Genomic DNA, 18,456 nt, shown 5'->3' on the forward strand with positions numbered 1-18,456 from the left:
CGTCATCGGGTCAGAACCCTCGGGAATCGTTGCGGCCGAACAGCTTCCGCACCACCCACTGGTTCAGCGACATTCGTTGTTCGGTCGCCTCGACGGCGAGCAGGGCGTGCAGCTCCGGTGAGATGCGCAGCACGAACCGCCCGCTGTCTCCCGGTGTTGTCGCAGCCCGGGGAACTCCAGACAGGTCCCGACATAGGACCCCGCGGCGGGCGACCACATCGCCCGGTAGGTGAATTCGGTCATGCCGGCAGCATGGTCCCGGCATCCGACATGTCCTGATCTGTGGGATGCGCGGCGTAGACGACACGGGGTCGAGCCGGTGACGATGAGGGCGTGACGCGATCGGTGGTGATCCTCGGGTTCGACGGTGTGCAGGCATTGGACATCGCCGGCCCGTTCGACGTGTTCACCGGAGCCAACCTGCAGCTGGTCGCGATGGGTCGGCCGGACCGCTACGACGTGCGGTTGGTATCAGTGGACGGGTCGCCCGTCCGCACCATGACGGGCCTGGAATTCGGCGCGGCGGCCCTGCCCGCGACCACCGCCATCGATACGTTGATCGTGCCTGGCGGATTCGGCACCGAGACGGTACGCAAGGACGCCGCGACGGTGCAGTGGATCCGCGCCGTGGCCGAGACCGCACGCCGGGTCGTCACGGTGTGCTCGGGTGCCTTCCTCGCGGCCGAGGCGGGCCTGCTCGACGGATGCCGGGCCACCACCCACTGGGCGGCCGCCGGCCACCTGGCCGACCAGTACCCCGGCGTGACCGTCGACCCCGAACCCATCTTCGTCAGGAGCTCGGAGCAGGTGTGGACCGCCGCCGGTGTCACCGCGGGCATCGACCTGGCCCTGCATCTGGTCGAGGACGATCTCGGCACCGATATCGCGCAGACGGTGGCCCGCTGGCTGGTGCTCTATCTGCGCCGCCCCGGCGGGCAGACCCAGTTCGCGGCACCGGTGTGGGCGCCCCGGGCCAAGCGCCAACCGATCCGCGAGGTGCAGGAGTTCATCGAGGCCGAACCCGGCGCCGTGCTGAGCATCGGCGAGCTCGCGCGGCGCGCCGCCATGAGCCCGCGGCACTTCACCAGGGTGTTCACCGAGGAGGTGGGGGAGGCGCCGGGCAGCTATGTCGAACGGATCCGCACCGAGGCCGCCCGCCGGCAACTCGAGGAGACCGATGACACCGTCACGGTCATCGCCGGCCGGTGCGGCTTCGGCAGCGCCGAAACCCTGCGCCGCAATTTCGTTCGACGCCTTGGCATTTCACCCGACCAATACCGCAAGTCATTCGCCTAGGAGGCAAACATGCAGATCGCCATCGTGCTGTACCCCGGTTTCACCGCCCTGGACTTCATCGGTCCGTACGAGATCCTGCGCTGGCTGCCCGATGCCGAGGTGCGCTTCGTCTGGCACGAACCGGGACCCGTCGTCGCCGATTCCGGGGTCCTCGTCATCGGTGCGACCCATTCGTTCGACGAGACACCCAGCCCGGACATCGTGCTCGTCCCCGGCGGATTCACCACGATGGAGCACGCCCGCGACGAGCGGGTCCTGGACTGGTTGCGCCGCACCCACCAGAGCACCACCTGGACCTCCTCGGTGTGCTCGGGCTCGGTGCTGCTGGCCGCCGCCGGCCTGCTGGACGGCAAACGGGCCACCTCGCACTGGGCCGCCGTGCAGTCGTTGCGCGCATTCGGCGTGACACCGGTGGGCGATGAGCGCATCGTCCGGTCCGATGAGCGCATCGTGACGTGTGCCGGAGTGTCGGCCGGCATCGACCTCGGATTGTGGCTGGCCGGGCAGATCGGCGGAGAAGCCAAGGCCAAGGCCATCCAGCTGTCCATGGAGTACGACCCGCAGCCGCCGTTCGACTCCGGGCACATGTCCAAGGCCTCTGCTGCCACCAAGGCCGCGGCCACCGCACTGATGACTCGCGAACTTGCCAGCCCACCTGCGCTGAAGGCGACCGTGGGCCTGCTCTGGGATCACGCCATCAGGAGAGCTCGCAGCCGCAAGTAGGCTCGAGCAAATGAATCTGGCATATGTCGACAAGGGCGGCACCGGCGAACCGGTGCTCTTCATCGCTGGCCGGGGCGGGGCCGGACGCACCTGGCACCTACATCAGGTCCCGGCGTTCCAGCGGGCCGGCTATCGCGTCATCACCTTCGATAATCGCGGCGTCGGCGCCACCGAGAACGCCAGCGGCTTCACCACCGAACAGGTGGTCGCCGACACCGCCAACCTCATCACCAAGGTCGTCGGCGGCCCCGTGCGGGTCGTCGGCGTCTCGATGGGTTCGTTCATCGCCCAGGAGCTGATGGTCGCGCGCCCCGAACTGGTCAGCCAGGCGGTGCTGATGGCCACCCGCGGCCGCCACGACAAGGCGCGCGAGTTCTTCAACAAGGCCGAGCGCGACTTCCACGGGGCCGGGATCACCCTGCCGCCCAGCTACGACGCGAAGATCCGGCTGATGGAGAACTTCTCGCCCAAGACCCTCAACGACGACCGGGCGGTCCTGGACTGGGCCGAGATGTTCACCATGTGGCCCACCAAGTACACCCCGGGGCTGAAGAGCCAGCTGGCCATCGCGCCCGAGGGCAACCGGCTGCCTGCCTACCAGCACATCAAGGTGCCGGTGCTGGTGATCGGTTTCGGCGATGACGTGCTGATGGCCCCCCACCTGAGCCGCGAGGTCGCCGACGCCATCCCCGGCGGGCGGTACCTGGAGATCCCCGATGCCGGGCACCTCGGGTTCATCGAGCGTCCGGAGACCGTCAACGAGGCGATCCTGGAATTCTTCGCCGAAGCCAAGACTTAGGCTGTTCGAGTGAATGCCTCGACGATCCAGGCCCGCATCGTCGTCGACGAATTGATCCGCGGCGGCGTCCGCGATGTGGTGCTGTGCCCCGGATCACGCAATGCCCCGCTGGCGTTCGCGCTGCACGATGCCGACCGGGCCGGCCGGATCCGGCTGCATGTGCGCATCGACGAACGCACCGCGGGGTTCCTGGCGATCGGGCTGGCGATCTCGGGACAGGCACCGGTGCCCATCGCGATGACCTCGGGCACCGCGGTGGCCAATCTCGGTCCGGCGGTGGTCGAGGCCAACTATGCCCGCGTGCCGCTGATCGTGCTGAGCGCCAACCGGCCCTATGAACTGCTCGGGACCGGTGCCAACCAGACGATGGAGCAACTCGGTTACTTCGGGTCCCAGGTGCGCTCCAGCATCAGCCTCGGGCTCGCCGAGGGACCGGGCGGAGATTCCGGCGACATGGCCGCGCTGAACGCCCAGTGGCGCTCGGCGACCTGTCGAGTGCTGGTGGCGGCCAAGGGTTCTCGTAGCGCCAACGCCGGACCGGTGCACTTCGACATCCCGCTGCGTGAACCGCTGGTGCCCGACCTCGACGATGCCACGCCGACGCCCGAGGGCAGGCCCGACGGCCGCTCCTGGACGCACACCCCGCCGGTCACCTTCGACCAGCCGCTGGACATCGATCTGAGTGCGGACACCGTGGTGATCGCCGGACACGGCGCCGGGGTGCACCCGAACCTGGCGGGGCTGCCCACCGTGGCCGAACCGACGGCACCCGCGGCGGCCAACCCGCTGCACCCGTTGGCGCTGCCACTGCTGCGGCCCGCCCAGGTCATCATGCTGGGCAGGCCCACCCTGCACCGCACCGTGTCGACGCTGTTGGCCGATCCGGCGGTGCCGGTGTTCGCGCTGACCACCGGCCCGCGCTGGCCCGATGTCTCGGGTAATTCGCAGGCCACCGGTACCCGCGCGGTCACCACCGGCACACCGGACCCACAGTGGTTGCAGCGCGCCGGCGACCTGCACCGTCGCACACTGGAAGCGGTGCGCGCCCAACTGGCACAGCATCCGCACACCACCGGGCTGCACGTCGCGGCCGCGGTGACCGCAGGCCTGCACGACGGTGACCAGCTGGTGCTCGGCGCTTCCAACCCGGTCCGCGATATCGCGCTCGCCGGGTTCAACCAGCCCGGGGTCAAGGTGCGCTCCAACCGGGGTGTTGCCGGGATCGACGGCACCATCTCCACGGCCATCGGCGCGGCGCTGGCGCACGAGCGCAGCGGTGGCGGAACCACCCCGTTGAAGACCGTGGCGCTGGTGGGCGACCTGACGTTCGTCCACGACAGCTCCGGGCTGCTGATCGGCCCGACCGAACCGGTCCCGCGCAACCTGACCATCGTGGTCTCCAACGACAACGGCGGCGGCATCTTCGAACTGCTCGAGCAGGGTGATCCGCGGTTCTCCGATGTCTCCTCCCGCGTGTTCGGGACCCCGCACGATGTCGACATCGCGGCGCTGTGCCAGGCCTATCACGTGCCCAACCGGCAGGTCGACGTCGATTCGCTGACCGAGGTGCTGGCCGAACCGGTCGAGGGCATGCGGGTGTTGGAGGTCAAGGCGGACCGGACCTCGCTGCGCGCGCTGCATGCCTCCATCCGGGCGGCCCTGCAGTGAGGTTCCGGGCGGCGCTCGCCGAGTTGTGGCGCCGGATGCCGCGAATGTTCGGCGACGGCACCGAAACTCGCCGGCAGCGCGTCATCCGCCGGGTCCGGGTCGGCATCGTCATCGCGGCCTGTGTGGTGACGTTCCAGTCGGTGCTGCTGGTCCTGGGGGCCTGGGAGAACGACCGGCGCATCGAGAGCGATATAGGGGTGGCCGCCGCCGAGGTGCTCGACGCGGGGCCGCGCCGCTCGACCATCGAATTCGTCACCCCGGACCGCGTCACCTATCGGCCCGAACTGGGCGTGCTGTATCCCTCCGAGCTGGAACCCGGGATGCGGATCTACGTCGAATACGACCGCAGCGACCCCGATCTGGTGCGCGTGCAGGACCGTAACGCCGCGCTGGCCATCATCCCGGCCGCCTCGATCGCGGTACTGGGCTGGTTGATCGCCGGGGCCGCGTTGTTGGTCGTCGCCGTCGTCGCGCGCCGGGTGGAGGACGACGAGCCCGTCGGCGAACAGGCCGGGGGTCAGGCTGAGGACATCAGTTTGTCGAGCCAGTCCGCGTCGTAGATGTCGACCGTCTCGTCGGTGTTCAGGTTGTACACCGTCGGGGTGCCGGTATACATCGGGTCGACCAGATACAGCAGGTCGTAGTTCGCGGCATCCATCTCGACGGCATCCACGGCGGTCTCGCCGCGGGCGATGCGCCCCACCACATCTTCGGGTAGTCCCGCGGCATCGGCCTTTTGGGCGATCTCGTCATCGTCGGGGCCGCGACCGGAGGGGTCCTGGTCTGCCCACAACGCCTCGACGAATGCCTGGAATGCCACCGCGGGGGAGTTCCGCTGCGAAGCCGCCACGAACAGCGCATTGCTGACCCGGGCCGAGTAGCCGAAATCGGCTGTGTCCAGAAAGGTCATCGGACGGTAGGTGACGGCGAGCTGGCCGAGGCCGATGTAGTGGGCCAACCCGTCACCGACATCGCGCTGCAGGTCCGCGCAGTGCGAGCATTGCGGCTCGGCGAAGATCTCGATCTGAACCGGGGCGTCGGCGAATCCGGCGGTCAATCCGTACCCGTCCTCGCTCACCTGGGTCAGTGGCGCATCGGGGTCGGCCTCGGCGCTGCCCTGGATCTGCTTGGTGCAGCCCACACCGGCGAGCAGCGTCAATCCGGTGAGCACGGCCATCATTCGACGCACGCCGACCACCGTACCGCTGTCGCGGTGTTCGCACGCCGGACGCCCGGACGCAACCGTGTGGTCAACCGATGCTGCGACAGTCAGGTCGTGCGCGTTGCGATCGTTGCCGAATCCTTCCTCCCGAATGTCAACGGCGTCACCAACTCGGTGCTTCGGGTGATCGAGCATCTGCGCCGCACCGGACACGAGGTGCTGGTCATCGCGCCGGACTCGCCGCGCGGACAGCCGCCGGCGGACCGGGTTCACGATGGTGTGCGGGTACATCGGGTGCCCTCGCACATGTTCCCCAAGGTCACCTCGCTCCCGCTGGGTGTTCCGCGGCCGCGGATGGTCGGTGTGCTGCGCGGCTTCGATCCCGATGTCGTCCACCTGGCCTCTCCTGCGTTGCTCGGCTGGGGTGGCGTGCACGCGGCCCGCCATCTCGGTGTGCCCACGGTCGCGGTGTTCCAGACCGATGTCGCCGGTTTCGCCGAGAGCTATGGGGTCGGCGTGTTGTCGAGGGCATCCTGGGCGTGGACCCGCCGGCTGCACAGCAAGGCCGACCGGACCCTGGCCCCGTCCACCTCGGCGATGGAAAACCTTGCCGCCCATGGTGTCCCGCGGTTGCACAAGTGGGGACGCGGGGTGGACATCGGCGGTTTCGTGCCGTCGGCGCGTGATGACGCACTGCGTCGGCGTTGGTCGCCCGCTGGTAAGCCGGTGGTCGGTTTCGTCGGCAGATTGGCCCCGGAGAAACATGTCGAGCGGCTGGCGGTGCTGGCCGCCCGCGACAACCTGCAGGTGGTGGTCGTCGGCGACGGCGTGGACCGGGCGAAGCTCGAATCGCTGATGCCGACGGCGGTGTTCACCGGTGAGTTGCGGGGAGCCGCCTTGGGCGCCGCCTACGCCAGCATGGACGTGTTCGTCCACCCGGGCGAGCACGAGACGTTCTGCCAGGCGGTCCAGGAGGCCATGGCATCCGGGTTGCCGGTGGTGGCGCCGAACGCCGGTGGCCCGCGTGATCTGGTCGTGCCGATGCACACCGGGCTGCTGCTCGACGTCGACGATTTCGCGACGCGGCTCACCGATGCGGTCGACCATCTGATCGCCGAGCGGCCCCGCTACTCGGCCGCGGCCCGACGCAGCGTGCTGGCCCGCACCTGGCCCGCGGTCTGCGATGAGCTGCTCGGACATTACGAAGAGGTCATCGGGACCCGGCGCAGCCGCGCGGCCTGAGCCTGGCGAATCAGCCCTGCGCTTCGACCGAGACCGGTTGCCACTTTCGCCAGGTGGCCAAGCGCTGGGCGTAGTCGGCCTCGGCCAGTTGCAACGGCAACTCACCGAGGAACACCCGCAGCGGCGGCTGCTCGGCGTCGACGATCTTGAGCACGGCGGTGGCCGAGGCCTGCGGGTCGCCCGACTTCGCGGTGCGCTTGGCGCGGGCGTCGGCAGCCTGCTGGTGGGCCTCGGCGTAGTCCGGCAGCGGGGTGGCCCGTTTGGCCGAGGAGCCGGCCCAATCGGTGTCGAACCCGCCCGGTTCGATCAGCGTGACGTGGATGCCGAAGCCGGCCACCTCCTGGGCCAGCGACTGCGAGAAGCCCTCCAGCGCCCACTTGGACGCGTGATAGATGCCGACGTTCTGGAATGCCGTGATCCCGCCGATCGAGGACACCTGCAGGATGTGCCCGCTGCGCTGGGCCCGCAGGAACGGCAGCGCGGCCTGGGTGACCCACAGCGCACCGAACAGGTTCGTCTCGATCTGGTCGCGCACCTCGGCTTCGGACAGCTCCTCGATGAAGCCGAACTGCCCGTACCCGGCGTTGTTGACGATGATGTCTAACCGGCCGAAATGCTCGTGGGCACGCTGGACCGCGGCGAAATCGGCGGCCCGGTCGGTCACGTCGAGTTGCAGCGGCAGCAGCGCGTCGCCGTAACGGGATACCAGGTCGTCGAGGGTGGCGGTATCGCGCGCCGTTGCGGCGACCCTGTCCCCGCGTTCGAGGGCGGCGATCGTCCACTCCCGGCCGAAGCCGCGGGATGCGCCGGTGATGAACCAGATCTTCTCAGCCAATGTGCTGCCTTTCTCGGGGAGTGTTCTTCCCGCCAGCAGACGCGTGTACCCCCAGTACGGGCCGAAAACGGGGGAACAGCTGTCTGCTCACGCAAGGTTCAACGTCATCAGACGCGGCCCATTCCGGGAACCCCGAGACTCACAGGTAGTTTTGATCTGGTGAGCAGGGCGTCGTTGGAGAAGAATCCGCATGAGGTGGCGTCGATGTTCGACGCCGTGGCCCGCCGCTACGACATCACCAACACGGTGATGTCGCTGGGTCAGGACCGGTTCTGGCGGCGTCAGACCCGCGCGGCGCTGGGGATCGGGCCGGGGGACAAGGTGCTCGACCTGGCCGCCGGGACGGCGGTGTCGACGGTCGAGCTGGCGAGCTCGGGTGCGTGGTGTGTGGCCGCGGACTTCTCGGTCGGCATGCTGTCGGCCGGGGCATCGCGTCCGGTGCCCAAGGTGGGTGCCGACGCCACCCGACTGCCGTTCGCCGATGATTCCTTCGACGCGGTGACCATCAGCTTCGGTCTGCGCAACGTCGTCGACCATGTGGCCGGACTGCGCGAGATGGCGCGGGTGACCCGCCCGGGCGGCCGGCTGGTGGTGTGCGAGTTCTCCACGCCCACCAACGCGCTGTTCTCCACGGTGTACAAGGAATATCTGATGCGGGCGCTGCCGGGGATGGCCACGGCGGTGTCGAGCAATCCCGAGGCCTACGTCTACTTGGCCGAGTCGATCCGCGCCTGGCCGACGCAGGCCGAACTGGCTGCCCGCATCCGCGAGGCCGGCTGGGATTCGGTGCGCTGGCGCAACCTCACCGGAGGGATCGTCGCGCTGCACGCCGCCGTCAAGCCGTGAGCCGCACGCCGTGAGCACCCCCGTCCTTGCGATCGCCGGTTTCCTCGGTGCCGGAAAGACCACCCTGCTCAACCATCTGCTGCGTAACAGCCGTGGGGTGCGAATCGGCGCGCTGGTCAACGACTTCGGCGCGGTCAACATCGACGCGATGCTGGTCGCCGGTCAGGTCGACGCGATGGCCTCGCTGTCCAACGGCTGCATCTGTTGTGCGGTGGACGCGTCGGAGGCCGCCGAGATGCTCGGCAAGCTGGCGGCCGTGCGGCCCGCGCTGGACCTGATCGTGGTCGAGGCCAGCGGTGTCGCGGAGCCGCAGGTGCTGGCGCGCACCATCGCCACCGCCGAGGACGAACGCTTCCACTACGCCGGGTTGGTGCTGGTGGTCGACGCCGTCCAGCCCGCCGATCTGGGCCATGGTGTCGCGGTGGCGGATCTGGTGGTGCTCAACAAGATCAGCGAGGCTCCCGGCGATGACGTCGCCGCCAGGATCCGCGAGCTCAACCCGCGGGTTCCGGTGTTGCCCACCGACTTCGCGCGCATCGATCCCGAGCTGTTGATCGATCCGCCGACGACGCGGAAACCGCAGGCGCAGTTGTCCTTCGACGAACTCCTGCACGATCACGACGACCACCACGATCACCACCACCCCGAGTACCAGAGCCTGCAGTTCAGCACCGGTGACACGGTCAACCCGCGACACTTCCTGCAGTTTCTCCAAGGCCGCCCGCAGGGGCTGTACCGGGCAAAGGGTTTCGTCGATTTCGGGTCGAACGGCCGGTTCCTGGTGCAGCTGGTAGGCAGCTCGCTGCGGTTGCACAGGTCGCGCGGCCGGGGCACCGAGTTGGTGTTGATCGGCACCGGGATGGACGTCACTGCACTCCACGCGGGCCTGGCCGACTGCACGCGTGAGCCTGCCGATGAGAACGCGATGCTGGGGCTGGGCAAGTACATGGTGTGAACACCGCGGGACTACGGGTTTTCCGGGACGCCCACGACCTGCGGCGGTGCCAGCCTGGGTGCGTGAACACGTCGAATATGAGAATCACCGTCGTCGGTGCCACCGGTCTGATCGGACGCCGGCTCGTGCCGATGCTGCGTGGCCGCGGCCACGATGTCGTCGCCGCGTCCAGGACGACGGGTGTGGACCTGCTCACCGGTGACGGTATCGCCGAGGCCCTGGCAGGCGCCGATGTGGTGGTCGACGTCATCAACGCACCGACGCCCGAGGACTCGGCGCAGCAGTTCTTCGAGCAGACCTCGTCGAACCTGGCCGCCGCCGTCGGCACGTCCTCGGCCCGGCACTATGTCGTCCTGTCGATCGTCGGCGCCGATGTCATGGCCCGCGACGCCGGGTATCTGCGCGGCAAGCTTGCCCAGGAACATGCCGCCGAGGGCTCGGGGGTGCCGTGGACGGTGCTGCGGGCGACGCAGTTCCACGAATTGGCCGAGCCCATAACCGAATCGATGATCCGCGATGGTGAGGTGCGCGCGCCGATCGCCGCGATCCAGACAGTCGATTCCGCCGAGGTGACCGCTGCCCTTGCCGGGATCGCCACCGGCACACCGGCCAACGGGGTGCGTGAGGTCGGCGGGCCGCAGAAGATGTCGTTCGGGGAAATGGCCCGCGTGGTGCTGCGTCGGCAGGGACGCGAGCTGCCGGTCGTCGATGACCCGGCGGCCACCTATCACGGCATTCCCGTCGACCAGACCACGTTGGTCACCGGTGCCGGGGCCGACCTGTGTGCCACGCGGTTGGCCGACTGGCTCGCGCGGCACTGACACCTCAGCCCAGCAGCGGGGTGCGGCCCTCGGTCATCTCGGTGAGCGCGCTCTGCATGGCCGACTCGACCCGGGCCGCATACTCCGCAGGCTCCTCACCGGATTCTGCCGGCATGACGGGCAAGACGCGGGTCTGCAGCTTGGTGGGCAACGGCAGATAGGGCAGCAGCCCGACGACACCGATGTTGAGTCCCCACGGCAACGAGACGCTGATCGGCGCGGACTTCAGACGCAACAGCTTGTCGAGGCGGGTGGCCCGGGCCAGGCGCTCGCCGCTGGAGATGACGAACAGTGACTCGCCCGCGCCTGCGGTCACGATCGGGACGATGGGCACCCCGTTGTCGATGGCAAGGCGGGCGAAACCGGTGCGCCCGCCGAACATGATCCGATTGCGGTCCTCCCAGGATTTGGCGGAGTCGATATCGCCGCCGGGGTACACCGCGACATGCTCGCCGCGGGCGAAGGCTTCCTGCGCGGATTCGACGCTGGCGGGCCGGGCACCGATGGGTTCGATGAAACGGCCGACGCCGAGGGTCCAGGCGAGCTGATGGGTCAGGATGGTCACATCGCGATCGAGGTGCAGCTGCTCCAGTGCGGCACTGGTCGCGAAGACGTTGAGGTCGAAGATCCCGCCGAAGCCGTGGTTGGCGACGAACAGCACCGGTTCGTCGAAACTGTGCTCGGCGGTGTCGATTTCCAGCCGGTTGTACTTGCGGACGAACTCGATGCCCAGCTTGCGGAACGCCGCCATGGTGGTGCGCAACAGCTCCGGTGCGGCGTCGGAGACGCTGCCCTCGATGGCGTCGAGCAAGGCGTCGGTGAGGTCGTCGGAATCGGTCCGGTTCGGTGTGTCCGACGTGGACATGGCGGTCTGCTCCCTCGGATGGCTGATCGGGTCTGTCGATGCTGCCGTATCGAATTGGTGATGTCCGTCGATTCGGTCGTTCCTGTGCTATCCCCGTCGGCCCGGTGCGCTGTAGGCCACCACCACGACCTCGGCGCCGACGTCGCCGATCTGGCGCAGCTTGTGCGAGACCGAGGCGTCGAAGTACGCGCAGTCCCCGGTCTGCAGCGCTACCACCGTCCCGTCGAGATTCAGCTCGACGGCGCCGGCGTGCACGAAGACGAACTCCTGGCCGGGGTGGCAGGGATGGGGATGCGCGCTGAACTGGCGGCCGGGGCGGACGACGAAAGGTGACATGGCCTTGCCCAGCATCCCGGCGGCCACCGCGTGGTGGCGTTCTGCGCCGCGGTCGGCCGCCCGTTCGACGGTCAGTGACGACACCTCGGGATCATCGGAGAACAGTTGTGCCACATCGACGTCGAGTGCGCGGGAGATCTTCAGGGCGGCGGCGATGGACGGCACGCTCTGGCCGCGTTCGACCTTGGACAGATAGCTCTTGGTCAAACCGGTCGCCGCGGACACCTCGTCCAGCGTCATGCCCCGCTGCTGGCGCACGGCACGTAACAAGCCACTCACGAAACTGAGATTACCGCATTGACGATATGACACAAAGTGTCCTATAGTCCTCAATGTGTCATCACGAGAGGAGATCACCCCATGACGAGCACCCTGCAGGACTCAAAGTCAGATCTGATGCGCCGTGCGCTCGACGGCCTCGGTCGAAACATCGCCGATACCGGACTGAGCGCCCGCGAGAAGGTCGCTCTGACCTGCCGCGCATTGTTCGACGCCGGTCACGACTCCGGGCTGGCCGGTCAGATCACCGCCCGCGCCGACGCGCCCGGCACCTACTACACCCAACGGCTGGGCCTGGGCTTCGACGAGATCACCGCGGGTAACCTGCTACTGGTCGACGAGGACCTCAACGTTCTCGACGGTGACGGAATGGCCAACCCGGCCAACCGTTTCCACTCCTGGATCTATCGGGCCCGCCCCGACGTCGGGTGCATCGTGCACACCCACCCGTTCCATGTCGCGGCGCTGTCGATGCTCGAAGTGCCGCTGGTGGTGTCGCAGATGGACATCGCGCCGCTCTACGACGACTGCGCATTCCTGCCGGACTGGCCGGGCGTGCCGGTCGGCAACGAGGAGGGCGAGATCATCTCTGCCGCACTGGGGGACAAGAAGGCCATCCTGCTGGCCCACCACGGGCACGTCGTCGCGGCTGCCAGCATCGAAGAGGCCTGCTCGCTGGCCATGCTCATCGAACGCGGCGCCAAGCTGCAACTGGCCGCCATGGCCGCGGGAACCATTGCCGCACTGCCCGATCGGCTGGCGCGCGAAGCCCACGACTGGACCCTGACCCCCAAGCGCAGCCTGGCCAACTTCGCCTACTACGCGCGCCGCGCGCTGGCCAACCACCCCGATACCCTCACCGCCTGAAAGGTCGCACCATGACGAACATCCACGGAATCATCGCCTACCCCGTCACCCCGTTCACCGCCGACGGATCCGGTGTCGACGCCGCCGCGCTCACCGCGCTCGTCGATCAACTGGTCGGCACCGGCGCTCATGCCATCGCGCCGACCGGCAGCACCGGGGAATCCGCCTACCTGACCGAGGACGAGTTCGACACCGTCATCGACGTCACCGTGGGTGCTGTCGCCGGTCGTGTCCCGGTCGTCGTCGGCGCCTCGGACCTGACCACGGCCAACACCGTCCGTCGCGCGCGCCACGCGCAAGCTGCCGGCGCCGATGCGCTGATGATCCTGCCGGTGTCCTACTGGAAGCTCACCGAACGCGAGATCATCGCCCACTACGCCGCCGTCGCGGCCGCCGTCGACCTGCCGATCATGGTCTACAACAACCCTGCGACCAGCGGCATCGACATGAGCCCCGAGCTGCTGGTGCGAATGTTCGACGAGATCGACAACGTCACGATGGTCAAGGAGTCCACCGGTGACCTGATGCGGATGCGACGCATCAAGGAGCTCTCCGGTGGCGAACTGCCCTTCTACAACGGCAGCAACCCGCTGGTGCTCGACGCCCTCACCGAGGGGGCCGCGGGGTGGTGCACCGCGGCGCCCAACCTCCGGCCGCAGCCCTGCCTGGACCTCTACGAGGCGGTGCGCGCCGGTGATGTCGATCGCGCCCGACGGATCTATGACGATCTCGCGCCGCTGCTGCGGTTCATCGTCGCCGGGGGTCTGCCCACCACGGTGAAGGCCGGCCTCGAGCTGCTCGGCAGCAATGTCGGCGATCCACGGGCGCCGCTGCTGCCGCTGGACGCGTCCGGACGCGCTGAGCTGCGGGCGATGCTCGCCGGGGTGTGATCCACCGACGGTGACGCGGGTCGCTAGTCTGCGCGCATGTTCAAAGTCAACGAGTACTTCGACGGAGCCGTCGCCTCGATCGCCTTCAGCCCCGCCGATGGGCCGGCAACCGTCGGCGTGATGGCGGTCGGGGAGTACGAGTTCGGGACCTCCCAGTTGGAGATCATGCATGTGATCAGCGGGGCCCTGACGGTCCGGTTGCCCGACGCAGACAAGTGGGAAACCTTCTCGGCGGGAACACAATTCACCGTGCCCGCGGACAGCAAGTTCGGGGTGCGGGTCGAGGTCGAGACCGCCTACCTCTGCCAGTACCGCTGAGGCGTACCCCTCCCGATGTGAATCGCGCTTCTGCCGGCCGTTCGGCCCGACTGGTGGATTTACGCTGATGACATATCGAAAATGCTCCGATGATGTGAACCCTCATTAGTCACAACCTCGCATTTTCGATATATGCGTTACCGTGGGTACATGTCAACAGTCGGCCGCCCGGTGCCGGCTGGTAGGCGTGCTCCCGACCGCAGGGCGCAGATCGTCAAGGCCTCCGCGGACGCGTTCAGCGCGCTCGGATACCACGCGGTCAGCATGGAGGACATCGCATCGCGGGTCGGCATCTCCGCGGCCGCGTTGTACCGGCACTCGCCGGGCAAGTACGAGCTGTTCCGCGAGGCGGTGGTCGCGTTGGGCCAGCAGCTGGTGGACGGTACCGAGATCATCGATCCGGATGCCGATCCTGCGATCCAACTCGACGACCTGGTGGGCGCCCTGGTCGACATCGTCATCGCCAACCGTAGCTCCGGAGGCCTGTACCGCTGGGAGGGCCGGTATCTCAACGATGACGACCAGGCCGTCCTGAACGGGCAGATCGAGCTGGTCAACCGCCGCCTGCAACAACCGTTGAGGCAGCTGCGCCCGCAGCTCACCTCGCGGGAACGCTGGACGCTGTCCTCGGCGGCCATCAGCGTGATCGGCAGCATCACCGACCACCGTGCCGCGCTGCCGATCGGCGAGTTGCGCACCCTGATGGCGGGCCTGGCATCGGCGGTGCTGTGGGCAGAGCTGCCCGCCCCAGCCGAATCCGGCGAGCCGGTCCGGCCGTTGCGCAGCGGTGCCGCCGTCGGCGGCAAGTACGAGATCCTGTTGCACGAATCGCTGCTGCTGTTCCACCGCAAGGGTTTTCGGGAAACCAGTGTGGAGGACATCGCCGCGGCCGCGGGCATGCAACCCTCGGGCATCTATCGGTTCTTCCCGAGTAAGGGGGACATCCTGGCCGCGTCCTATCGGCGCAGCGCAGACAGGGTGTCCGGGGATATCTCCAGTGTCCTTGCCGTGCAACCGGATCCGGAACGAGCGCTGGCCGAACTGGTGTACCGCTACGTCGACCGTTCCTTCGGTGATCCCGAATTGGCCTATGTGTATTACACCGAGCGCACCAACGTTCCCGAGGCCGACCGCATGGTGCTGCGCAACATCCAACGCGCCACCGTCGACGAGTGGGCGCGCCTGCTGTCCGAGGTCCGAACCGAGTTCAGCCACGCCCAAGCGCGTTTCGCCGTGCACGCCGCGTTCGGCCTGGTGGTCGACCTGGGCCGGCTGGTACACCATGAGGACACCGCGCATTCGCGGGCCGGTGTCCGGCTGCTGATGGAACTGACGCTGCTGGGCCGACCGTCGCGGTCGCTCAGCTGAACGGTGCGCGCTGGTCGAACCGCCGCGACGCCAGCCCCGCCGAGCGCCACGCCCGCGCGATCCAGTCCGTGTCCTCCTCGGTCACCAGATTGCCCATCATCCGCACCGCGACCTTCATCAGGAAATGCGAACGCATGGCCACCGGTCCGGCGGCGGGCAGGAATTTCGGCAACGTCAACAGCAGCGCCAGCCGGCGCGCGGCGGAGAACCCGCGGGCGTAGTGCTCGGTGAGTACCGCCGGCCAGGCCGCGCCGAGGTCGCCGGAACCCAGCAGTTCGGCGGCCAGCCGTCCGGTCTCCAGGCCGTAGTCGATGCCTTCGCCGTTGAGCGGGTTCACGCATGCCGCGGCGTCACCGATCAACATCCAGTTCGGCCCGGCCACCCCGCTGACCGCACCCCCCATCGGCAGCAGGGCCGACAGGCCGGCCCGGGGTTCGCCCTCGAAACCCCACTCGTCGCGGCGCAGACCGGCGTAATAGGCCAGCAGCGGCCGCAGTGCGGCATCGGCGGGACGCTTGGCCGTCGCCAGGGCGCCGACGCCGATGTTCACCTCGCCGTTGCCCAGCGGGAAGATCCAGCCGTACCCGGGCAGCACCTCACCCTGCGGGGACCGCAGCTCCAGATGCGAGGTGATCCAGGGCTCATCCGAGCGCGGGGTGGCGAGGTACGCGCGAATGGCGGTGCCGTACACCGTCTCGCGATGCCATTCCCGGCCCAGCGCGCGGCCCAGTGTGGACCGGGCGCCGTCGGCGACGATCAATTCGCCCACCCGGATCTCCGAGCCGTCGTCGAGCAACAGCTCCGATACCCGCCCGGACGGATCGTGACGGACGTCAACGGCTTTGACGCCGAGCATCATCTTGGCGCCCTCGTCGGCGGCCACCATCCTGATCCGGTCGTCCAATTCGGTGCGCGGCACCGCGCTACTGGTCGCCGGGAACGACGGCCCGGGCCAGCGCACCTCGACGTCGGCACCGAAGCCCGACATCCGCAGGCCGTGGTGGGCGATCCGGCCGCTCAACCATTCGCCGAGGCCCAGTTGACGCAGCTCGGCGATGGCGCGCGGGGTCAGTCCGTCCCCGCAGGCCTTGTCGCGGGGGAACTGCGCCGAGTCGATCACCAGGACGTCGCGACCGGCCCGGGCCGCCCAGGCGGCGGCCGCCGAGCCCGCGGGCCCGGCGCCTACAACAACCACATCTGCTGGACTCGGCACCCTCCCAGTATGTTGGAACAATGAGGACACCGGCGAGCGTGGTGGCGGGCGTGGATTTCGGGGACCCCGATTTCGCGACGCGGGTGCGTGACGGCGTGGAACGCGTCGAGGATCTGATGTCTACAGAGCTGGGCAAGGCCGACGTGCTGATGGCCGAGGCGGTCCAGCATCTCTTCCGGGCCGGCGGCAAGCGCTTCCGCCCGCTGTTCACCGTGCTCGCGGGCTCGCTGGGGCCGCGGCCGGAGGATCCCGAGGTCACCATCGCCGGGGCCGTCATCGAGCTGGTGCACCTGGCGACGCTCTATCACGACGACGTGATGGACGAGGCCCAGGTGCGCCGCGGCGCCGACAGTGCCAACGCCCGCTGGGGCAACAACATCGCCATCCTGGCCGGTGACTACCTGTTCGCCACCGCCTCCCGGCTGGTATCCCGACTCGGCCCGGACGCCGTGCGGGTGATCGCCGATACCTTCGCCCAGCTGGTCACCGGCCAGATGCGGGAGACCCGCGGCGCCGCCGAGGGCACCGACGAGATCGAGCACTACCTCAAGGTGGTCTACGAGAAGACCGCCTGCCTGATCGAGGCGTCGGGCCGGTTCGGGGCGACGTTCTCCGGCGCCGACACCGAGCAGATCGAGCGGCTGTCGCGACTCGGCGGCATCGTCGGCACGGTTTTCCAGATCTCCGACGACATCATCGACATCGACAGTGACCCGGATGAATCCGGCAAGCTGCCCGGCACAGACCTGCGTGAGGGTGTGCACACCCTGCCGGTGCTCTACGCCCTTCGTGAAGACGGCGCCGACGCCGACCGGCTGCGGGTGCTGCTGGCCGCGCCGCTGACCGACGATGCCGAGGTCGCCGAGGCCCTGACCCTGCTGCGGCGCTCCCCGGGCATGGGCAAGGCCAAGGAGAAGGTGCGCGAGTTCGCCGGGCGGGCCCGCGACGAGCTGACCAACCTGCCCGCCGGACCCGGCCGCGACGCCCTGGCCACGCTGGTCGACTACACCGTCAACCGGCACGGCTGAGTCACCGGAACCTGAAGCGGTCGTCGGCCGTTGAATCAGCGAAGACTCTCGGAGGAGAAAAGCTGATGACCTGGCATCCCCATGCCAATCGATTGAAGACGTTCGTGCTGCTGGTCGGCATGTCCGCGCTGATCGTCTTCATCGGTGCCCTGTTCCAGAACCAGTCGATCCTCATGCTGGCGGTGCTCTTCGCCGTCGGCATGAACGCCTACGTCTACTTCAACAGCGACAAGATGGCGCTGCGGGCCATGCACGCCCAGCCCGTCAACGAGATGCAGGCCCCGGCGATGTACCGGATCGTGCGGGAGCTCGCGACCGTTGCGCGCCAGCCGATGCCGCGGCTCTACATCAGCGATACCGCAGCGCCCAACGCATTCGCCACCGGTCGCAACCCGCGCAATGCCGCGGTGTGCTGCACCACCGGCATCCTCGGCATCCTCGATGAGCGGGAACTGCGCGCGGTGCTCGGCCATGAGCTGTCCCACGTCTACAACCGCGACATCCTGATCTCGTGTGTGGCGGGAGCGATGGCATCGGTCATCACCGCGCTGGCCAATATCGCGGTGTTCGCCTCGATGTTCGGCGGTAACCGCGAGGGCGGCGCGAATCCCTTTGCGATGCTGCTGGTTTCGATGCTCGGCCCGATCGCCGCGACGGTCGTCAAGCTCGCGGTATCGCGGTCGCGGGAGTATCAGGCCGACCAGTCCGGCGCCGAGTTGACCGGTGATCCGCTGGCCTTGGCCAGCGCCCTGCGCAAGATCGCCTACGGCGTGCAGGCCGCACCGCTGCCGCCCGAGCCGCAACTGGCCGATCAGGCGCACCTGATGATCGCCAACCCGTTCCGGGCGGGGGAGAAGATCGGCAAGCTGTTCTCCACCCACCCGCCGATCGAGGACCGCATCCGTCGGCTGGAGCAGATGGCCGGCCGCTGAGGCCTTGCGATTT

At 68.4% G+C, this 18,456-nt stretch carries 21 protein-coding genes; 15 read left to right on the plus strand and 6 right to left on the minus strand.

Translation table 11 applies throughout. The features are described 5' to 3' along the window. Window positions 1–10 precede the first annotated feature (10 nt). Window positions 11–133, minus strand: coding sequence for a toxin-antitoxin system HicB family antitoxin (locus FBY28_RS26235; protein ID WP_286178196.1), 123 nt, complete (start codon window positions 131–133; stop codon window positions 11–13). A 200-nt stretch (window positions 134–333) separates the two neighbouring features. On the opposite strand from FBY28_RS26235, the gene FBY28_RS17620 reads away from it, so the two are divergent. Genes FBY28_RS17620 through FBY28_RS17640 form a run of 5 tightly spaced genes read left to right on the plus strand, consistent with a single transcriptional unit; the run spans window position 334 to window position 5,046 of the window. Continuing rightward, complete coding sequence (locus FBY28_RS17620; protein WP_141868702.1) at window positions 334–1,296, plus strand: GlxA family transcriptional regulator; 963 nt, start codon at window positions 334–336, stop codon at window positions 1,294–1,296. Between the two features lie 9 nt (window positions 1,297–1,305). Next, the gene (locus tag FBY28_RS17625) at window positions 1,306–2,019 is read left to right on the plus strand and encodes a DJ-1/PfpI family protein (protein WP_141868703.1); all 714 of its coding nucleotides are present in this window, start codon (window positions 1,306–1,308) and stop codon (window positions 2,017–2,019) included. A 10-nt stretch (window positions 2,020–2,029) separates the two neighbouring features. Then, window positions 2,030–2,818 (plus strand): alpha/beta fold hydrolase, encoded by a 789-nt coding sequence (locus FBY28_RS17630; RefSeq protein ID WP_141868704.1) that lies wholly within the window; start codon window positions 2,030–2,032, stop codon window positions 2,816–2,818. A gap of 9 nt (window positions 2,819–2,827) precedes the next feature. Beyond that, window positions 2,828–4,486 carry a 2-succinyl-5-enolpyruvyl-6-hydroxy-3-cyclohexene-1-carboxylic-acid synthase gene (gene menD / locus FBY28_RS17635; protein ID WP_141868705.1) on the plus strand — a complete coding sequence of 553 codons (1,659 nt, stop codon included), beginning with the start codon at window positions 2,828–2,830 and terminating at the stop codon, window positions 4,484–4,486. After that, window positions 4,483–5,046, plus strand: coding sequence for a DUF3592 domain-containing protein (locus FBY28_RS17640; protein ID WP_141868706.1), 564 nt, complete (start codon window positions 4,483–4,485; stop codon window positions 5,044–5,046). Before menD ends, FBY28_RS17640 begins: the two co-directional genes overlap by 4 nt. On the opposite strand, the gene FBY28_RS17645 is transcribed toward FBY28_RS17640, so the two are convergent. Continuing rightward, window positions 5,004–5,666 carry a DsbA family protein gene (locus tag FBY28_RS17645; RefSeq protein WP_286178506.1) on the minus strand — a complete coding sequence of 221 codons (663 nt, stop codon included), beginning with the start codon at window positions 5,664–5,666 and terminating at the stop codon, window positions 5,004–5,006. The genes FBY28_RS17640 and FBY28_RS17645 overlap by 43 nt on opposite strands. Before the next feature lie 96 nt (window positions 5,667–5,762). Between FBY28_RS17645 and FBY28_RS17650 the strand changes: the two genes are divergently transcribed. Next, window positions 5,763–6,890, plus strand: coding sequence for a glycosyltransferase family 4 protein (locus FBY28_RS17650; protein WP_141868707.1), 1,128 nt, complete (start codon window positions 5,763–5,765; stop codon window positions 6,888–6,890). A gap of 10 nt (window positions 6,891–6,900) precedes the next feature. On the opposite strand, the gene FBY28_RS17655 is transcribed toward FBY28_RS17650, so the two are convergent. Continuing rightward, window positions 6,901–7,725, minus strand: a complete 825-nt coding sequence (locus FBY28_RS17655) for an SDR family oxidoreductase (RefSeq protein WP_141868708.1) — start codon at window positions 7,723–7,725, stop codon at window positions 6,901–6,903. Between the two features lie 159 nt (window positions 7,726–7,884). Here FBY28_RS17655 and FBY28_RS17660 point away from each other — a divergent pair, with 159 nt between their 5' ends. The 3 genes from FBY28_RS17660 (at window position 7,885) to FBY28_RS17670 (ending at window position 10,347) form a co-directional block, all read left to right on the plus strand. Further along, window positions 7,885–8,571, plus strand: coding sequence for a demethylmenaquinone methyltransferase (locus FBY28_RS17660; RefSeq protein WP_019513916.1), 687 nt, complete (start codon window positions 7,885–7,887; stop codon window positions 8,569–8,571). A gap of 10 nt (window positions 8,572–8,581) precedes the next feature. Then, window positions 8,582–9,526, plus strand: coding sequence for a CobW family GTP-binding protein (locus tag FBY28_RS17665; protein WP_141868709.1), 945 nt, complete (start codon window positions 8,582–8,584; stop codon window positions 9,524–9,526). 62 nt (window positions 9,527–9,588) lie between these two features. Continuing rightward, the gene (locus tag FBY28_RS17670) at window positions 9,589–10,347 is read left to right on the plus strand and encodes an SDR family oxidoreductase (protein ID WP_216847782.1); all 759 of its coding nucleotides are present in this window, start codon (window positions 9,589–9,591) and stop codon (window positions 10,345–10,347) included. Window positions 10,348–10,351: 4 nt separating this feature from the next. Here the strand turns inward: FBY28_RS17670 and FBY28_RS17675 are convergent, their stop codons facing one another. Both FBY28_RS17675 and FBY28_RS17680 read right to left on the minus strand, forming a co-directional pair. Next, window positions 10,352–11,212: a lysophospholipid acyltransferase family protein gene (locus FBY28_RS17675; protein WP_141868710.1), complete on the minus strand. Its 861-nt coding sequence runs from the start codon at window positions 11,210–11,212 to the stop codon at window positions 10,352–10,354. An 87-nt stretch (window positions 11,213–11,299) separates the two neighbouring features. Continuing rightward, window positions 11,300–11,827: a helix-turn-helix domain-containing protein gene (locus tag FBY28_RS17680; RefSeq protein WP_141868711.1), complete on the minus strand. Its 528-nt coding sequence runs from the start codon at window positions 11,825–11,827 to the stop codon at window positions 11,300–11,302. 81 nt (window positions 11,828–11,908) lie between these two features. Between FBY28_RS17680 and FBY28_RS17685 the strand changes: the two genes are divergently transcribed. The 4 genes from FBY28_RS17685 to FBY28_RS17700 all read left to right on the plus strand — a co-directional run bounded on the left by FBY28_RS17685 (window position 11,909) and on the right by FBY28_RS17700 (window position 15,270). After that, on the plus strand, window positions 11,909–12,694 hold the full coding sequence (locus FBY28_RS17685; RefSeq protein ID WP_141868712.1) for an aldolase: 786 nt from the start codon (window positions 11,909–11,911) through the stop codon (window positions 12,692–12,694). Window positions 12,695–12,705: 11 nt separating this feature from the next. Next, on the plus strand, window positions 12,706–13,584 hold the full coding sequence (locus tag FBY28_RS17690; RefSeq protein ID WP_141868713.1) for a dihydrodipicolinate synthase family protein: 879 nt from the start codon (window positions 12,706–12,708) through the stop codon (window positions 13,582–13,584). A 36-nt stretch (window positions 13,585–13,620) separates the two neighbouring features. Next, window positions 13,621–13,902, plus strand: a complete 282-nt coding sequence (gene ppnP / locus FBY28_RS17695; protein ID WP_141868714.1) for a pyrimidine/purine nucleoside phosphorylase — start codon at window positions 13,621–13,623, stop codon at window positions 13,900–13,902. A gap of 150 nt (window positions 13,903–14,052) precedes the next feature. Further along, a complete protein-coding gene (locus FBY28_RS17700) occupies window positions 14,053–15,270 on the plus strand; it encodes a TetR/AcrR family transcriptional regulator (protein ID WP_141868715.1) in 1,218 nt (405 codons plus the stop codon). On the opposite strand, the gene menJ is transcribed toward FBY28_RS17700, so the two are convergent. Next, complete coding sequence (gene menJ / locus FBY28_RS17705; protein WP_141868716.1) at window positions 15,263–16,483, minus strand: menaquinone reductase MenJ; 1,221 nt, start codon at window positions 16,481–16,483, stop codon at window positions 15,263–15,265. The two genes, FBY28_RS17700 and menJ, sit on opposite strands and share 8 nt — an antisense overlap. 20 nt (window positions 16,484–16,503) lie before the next feature. On the opposite strand from menJ, the gene grcC1 reads away from it, so the two are divergent. Then, window positions 16,504–17,511 carry a nonaprenyl/(2E,6E)-farnesyl/geranylgeranyl diphosphat synthase gene (grcC1, locus tag FBY28_RS17710; protein ID WP_174241673.1) on the plus strand — a complete coding sequence of 336 codons (1,008 nt, stop codon included), beginning with the start codon at window positions 16,504–16,506 and terminating at the stop codon, window positions 17,509–17,511. 65 nt (window positions 17,512–17,576) lie between these two features. Next, window positions 17,577–18,443, plus strand: coding sequence for a zinc metalloprotease HtpX (gene htpX, locus FBY28_RS17715; RefSeq protein WP_030134355.1), 867 nt, complete (start codon window positions 17,577–17,579; stop codon window positions 18,441–18,443). Window positions 18,444–18,456: the final 13 nt, after the last annotated feature.

This window comes from Arthrobacter sp. SLBN-53 (assembly GCF_006715585.1).
Taxonomy (GTDB): Bacteria; Actinomycetota; Actinomycetes; order Mycobacteriales; family Mycobacteriaceae; genus Mycobacterium; species Mycobacterium neoaurum_A.

Excerpts from the sequence above, each read along its gene's own strand:
- FBY28_RS17700 (WP_141868715.1), top strand. The coding sequence starts at position 14,053 with ATGTCAACAGTCGGCCGCCCGGTGCCGGCTGGTAGGCGTGCTCCCGAC.
- ppnP (WP_141868714.1), top strand. The coding sequence starts at position 13,621 with ATGTTCAAAGTCAACGAGTACTTCGACGGAGCCGTCGCCTCGATCGCC.
- htpX (WP_030134355.1), top strand. The coding sequence starts at position 17,577 with ATGACCTGGCATCCCCATGCCAATCGATTGAAGACGTTCGTGCTGCTG.
- FBY28_RS17625 (WP_141868703.1), top strand. The coding sequence starts at position 1,306 with ATGCAGATCGCCATCGTGCTGTACCCCGGTTTCACCGCCCTGGACTTC.
- grcC1 (WP_174241673.1), top strand. The coding sequence starts at position 16,504 with ATGAGGACACCGGCGAGCGTGGTGGCGGGCGTGGATTTCGGGGACCCC.
- FBY28_RS17630 (WP_141868704.1), top strand. The coding sequence starts at position 2,030 with ATGAATCTGGCATATGTCGACAAGGGCGGCACCGGCGAACCGGTGCTC.
- FBY28_RS17690 (WP_141868713.1), top strand. The coding sequence starts at position 12,706 with ATGACGAACATCCACGGAATCATCGCCTACCCCGTCACCCCGTTCACC.
- FBY28_RS17675 (WP_141868710.1), bottom strand. The coding sequence starts at position 11,212 with ATGTCCACGTCGGACACACCGAACCGGACCGATTCCGACGACCTCACC.
- FBY28_RS17685 (WP_141868712.1), top strand. The coding sequence starts at position 11,909 with ATGACGAGCACCCTGCAGGACTCAAAGTCAGATCTGATGCGCCGTGCG.
- FBY28_RS17645 (WP_286178506.1), bottom strand. The coding sequence starts at position 5,666 with ATGATGGCCGTGCTCACCGGATTGACGCTGCTCGCCGGTGTGGGCTGC.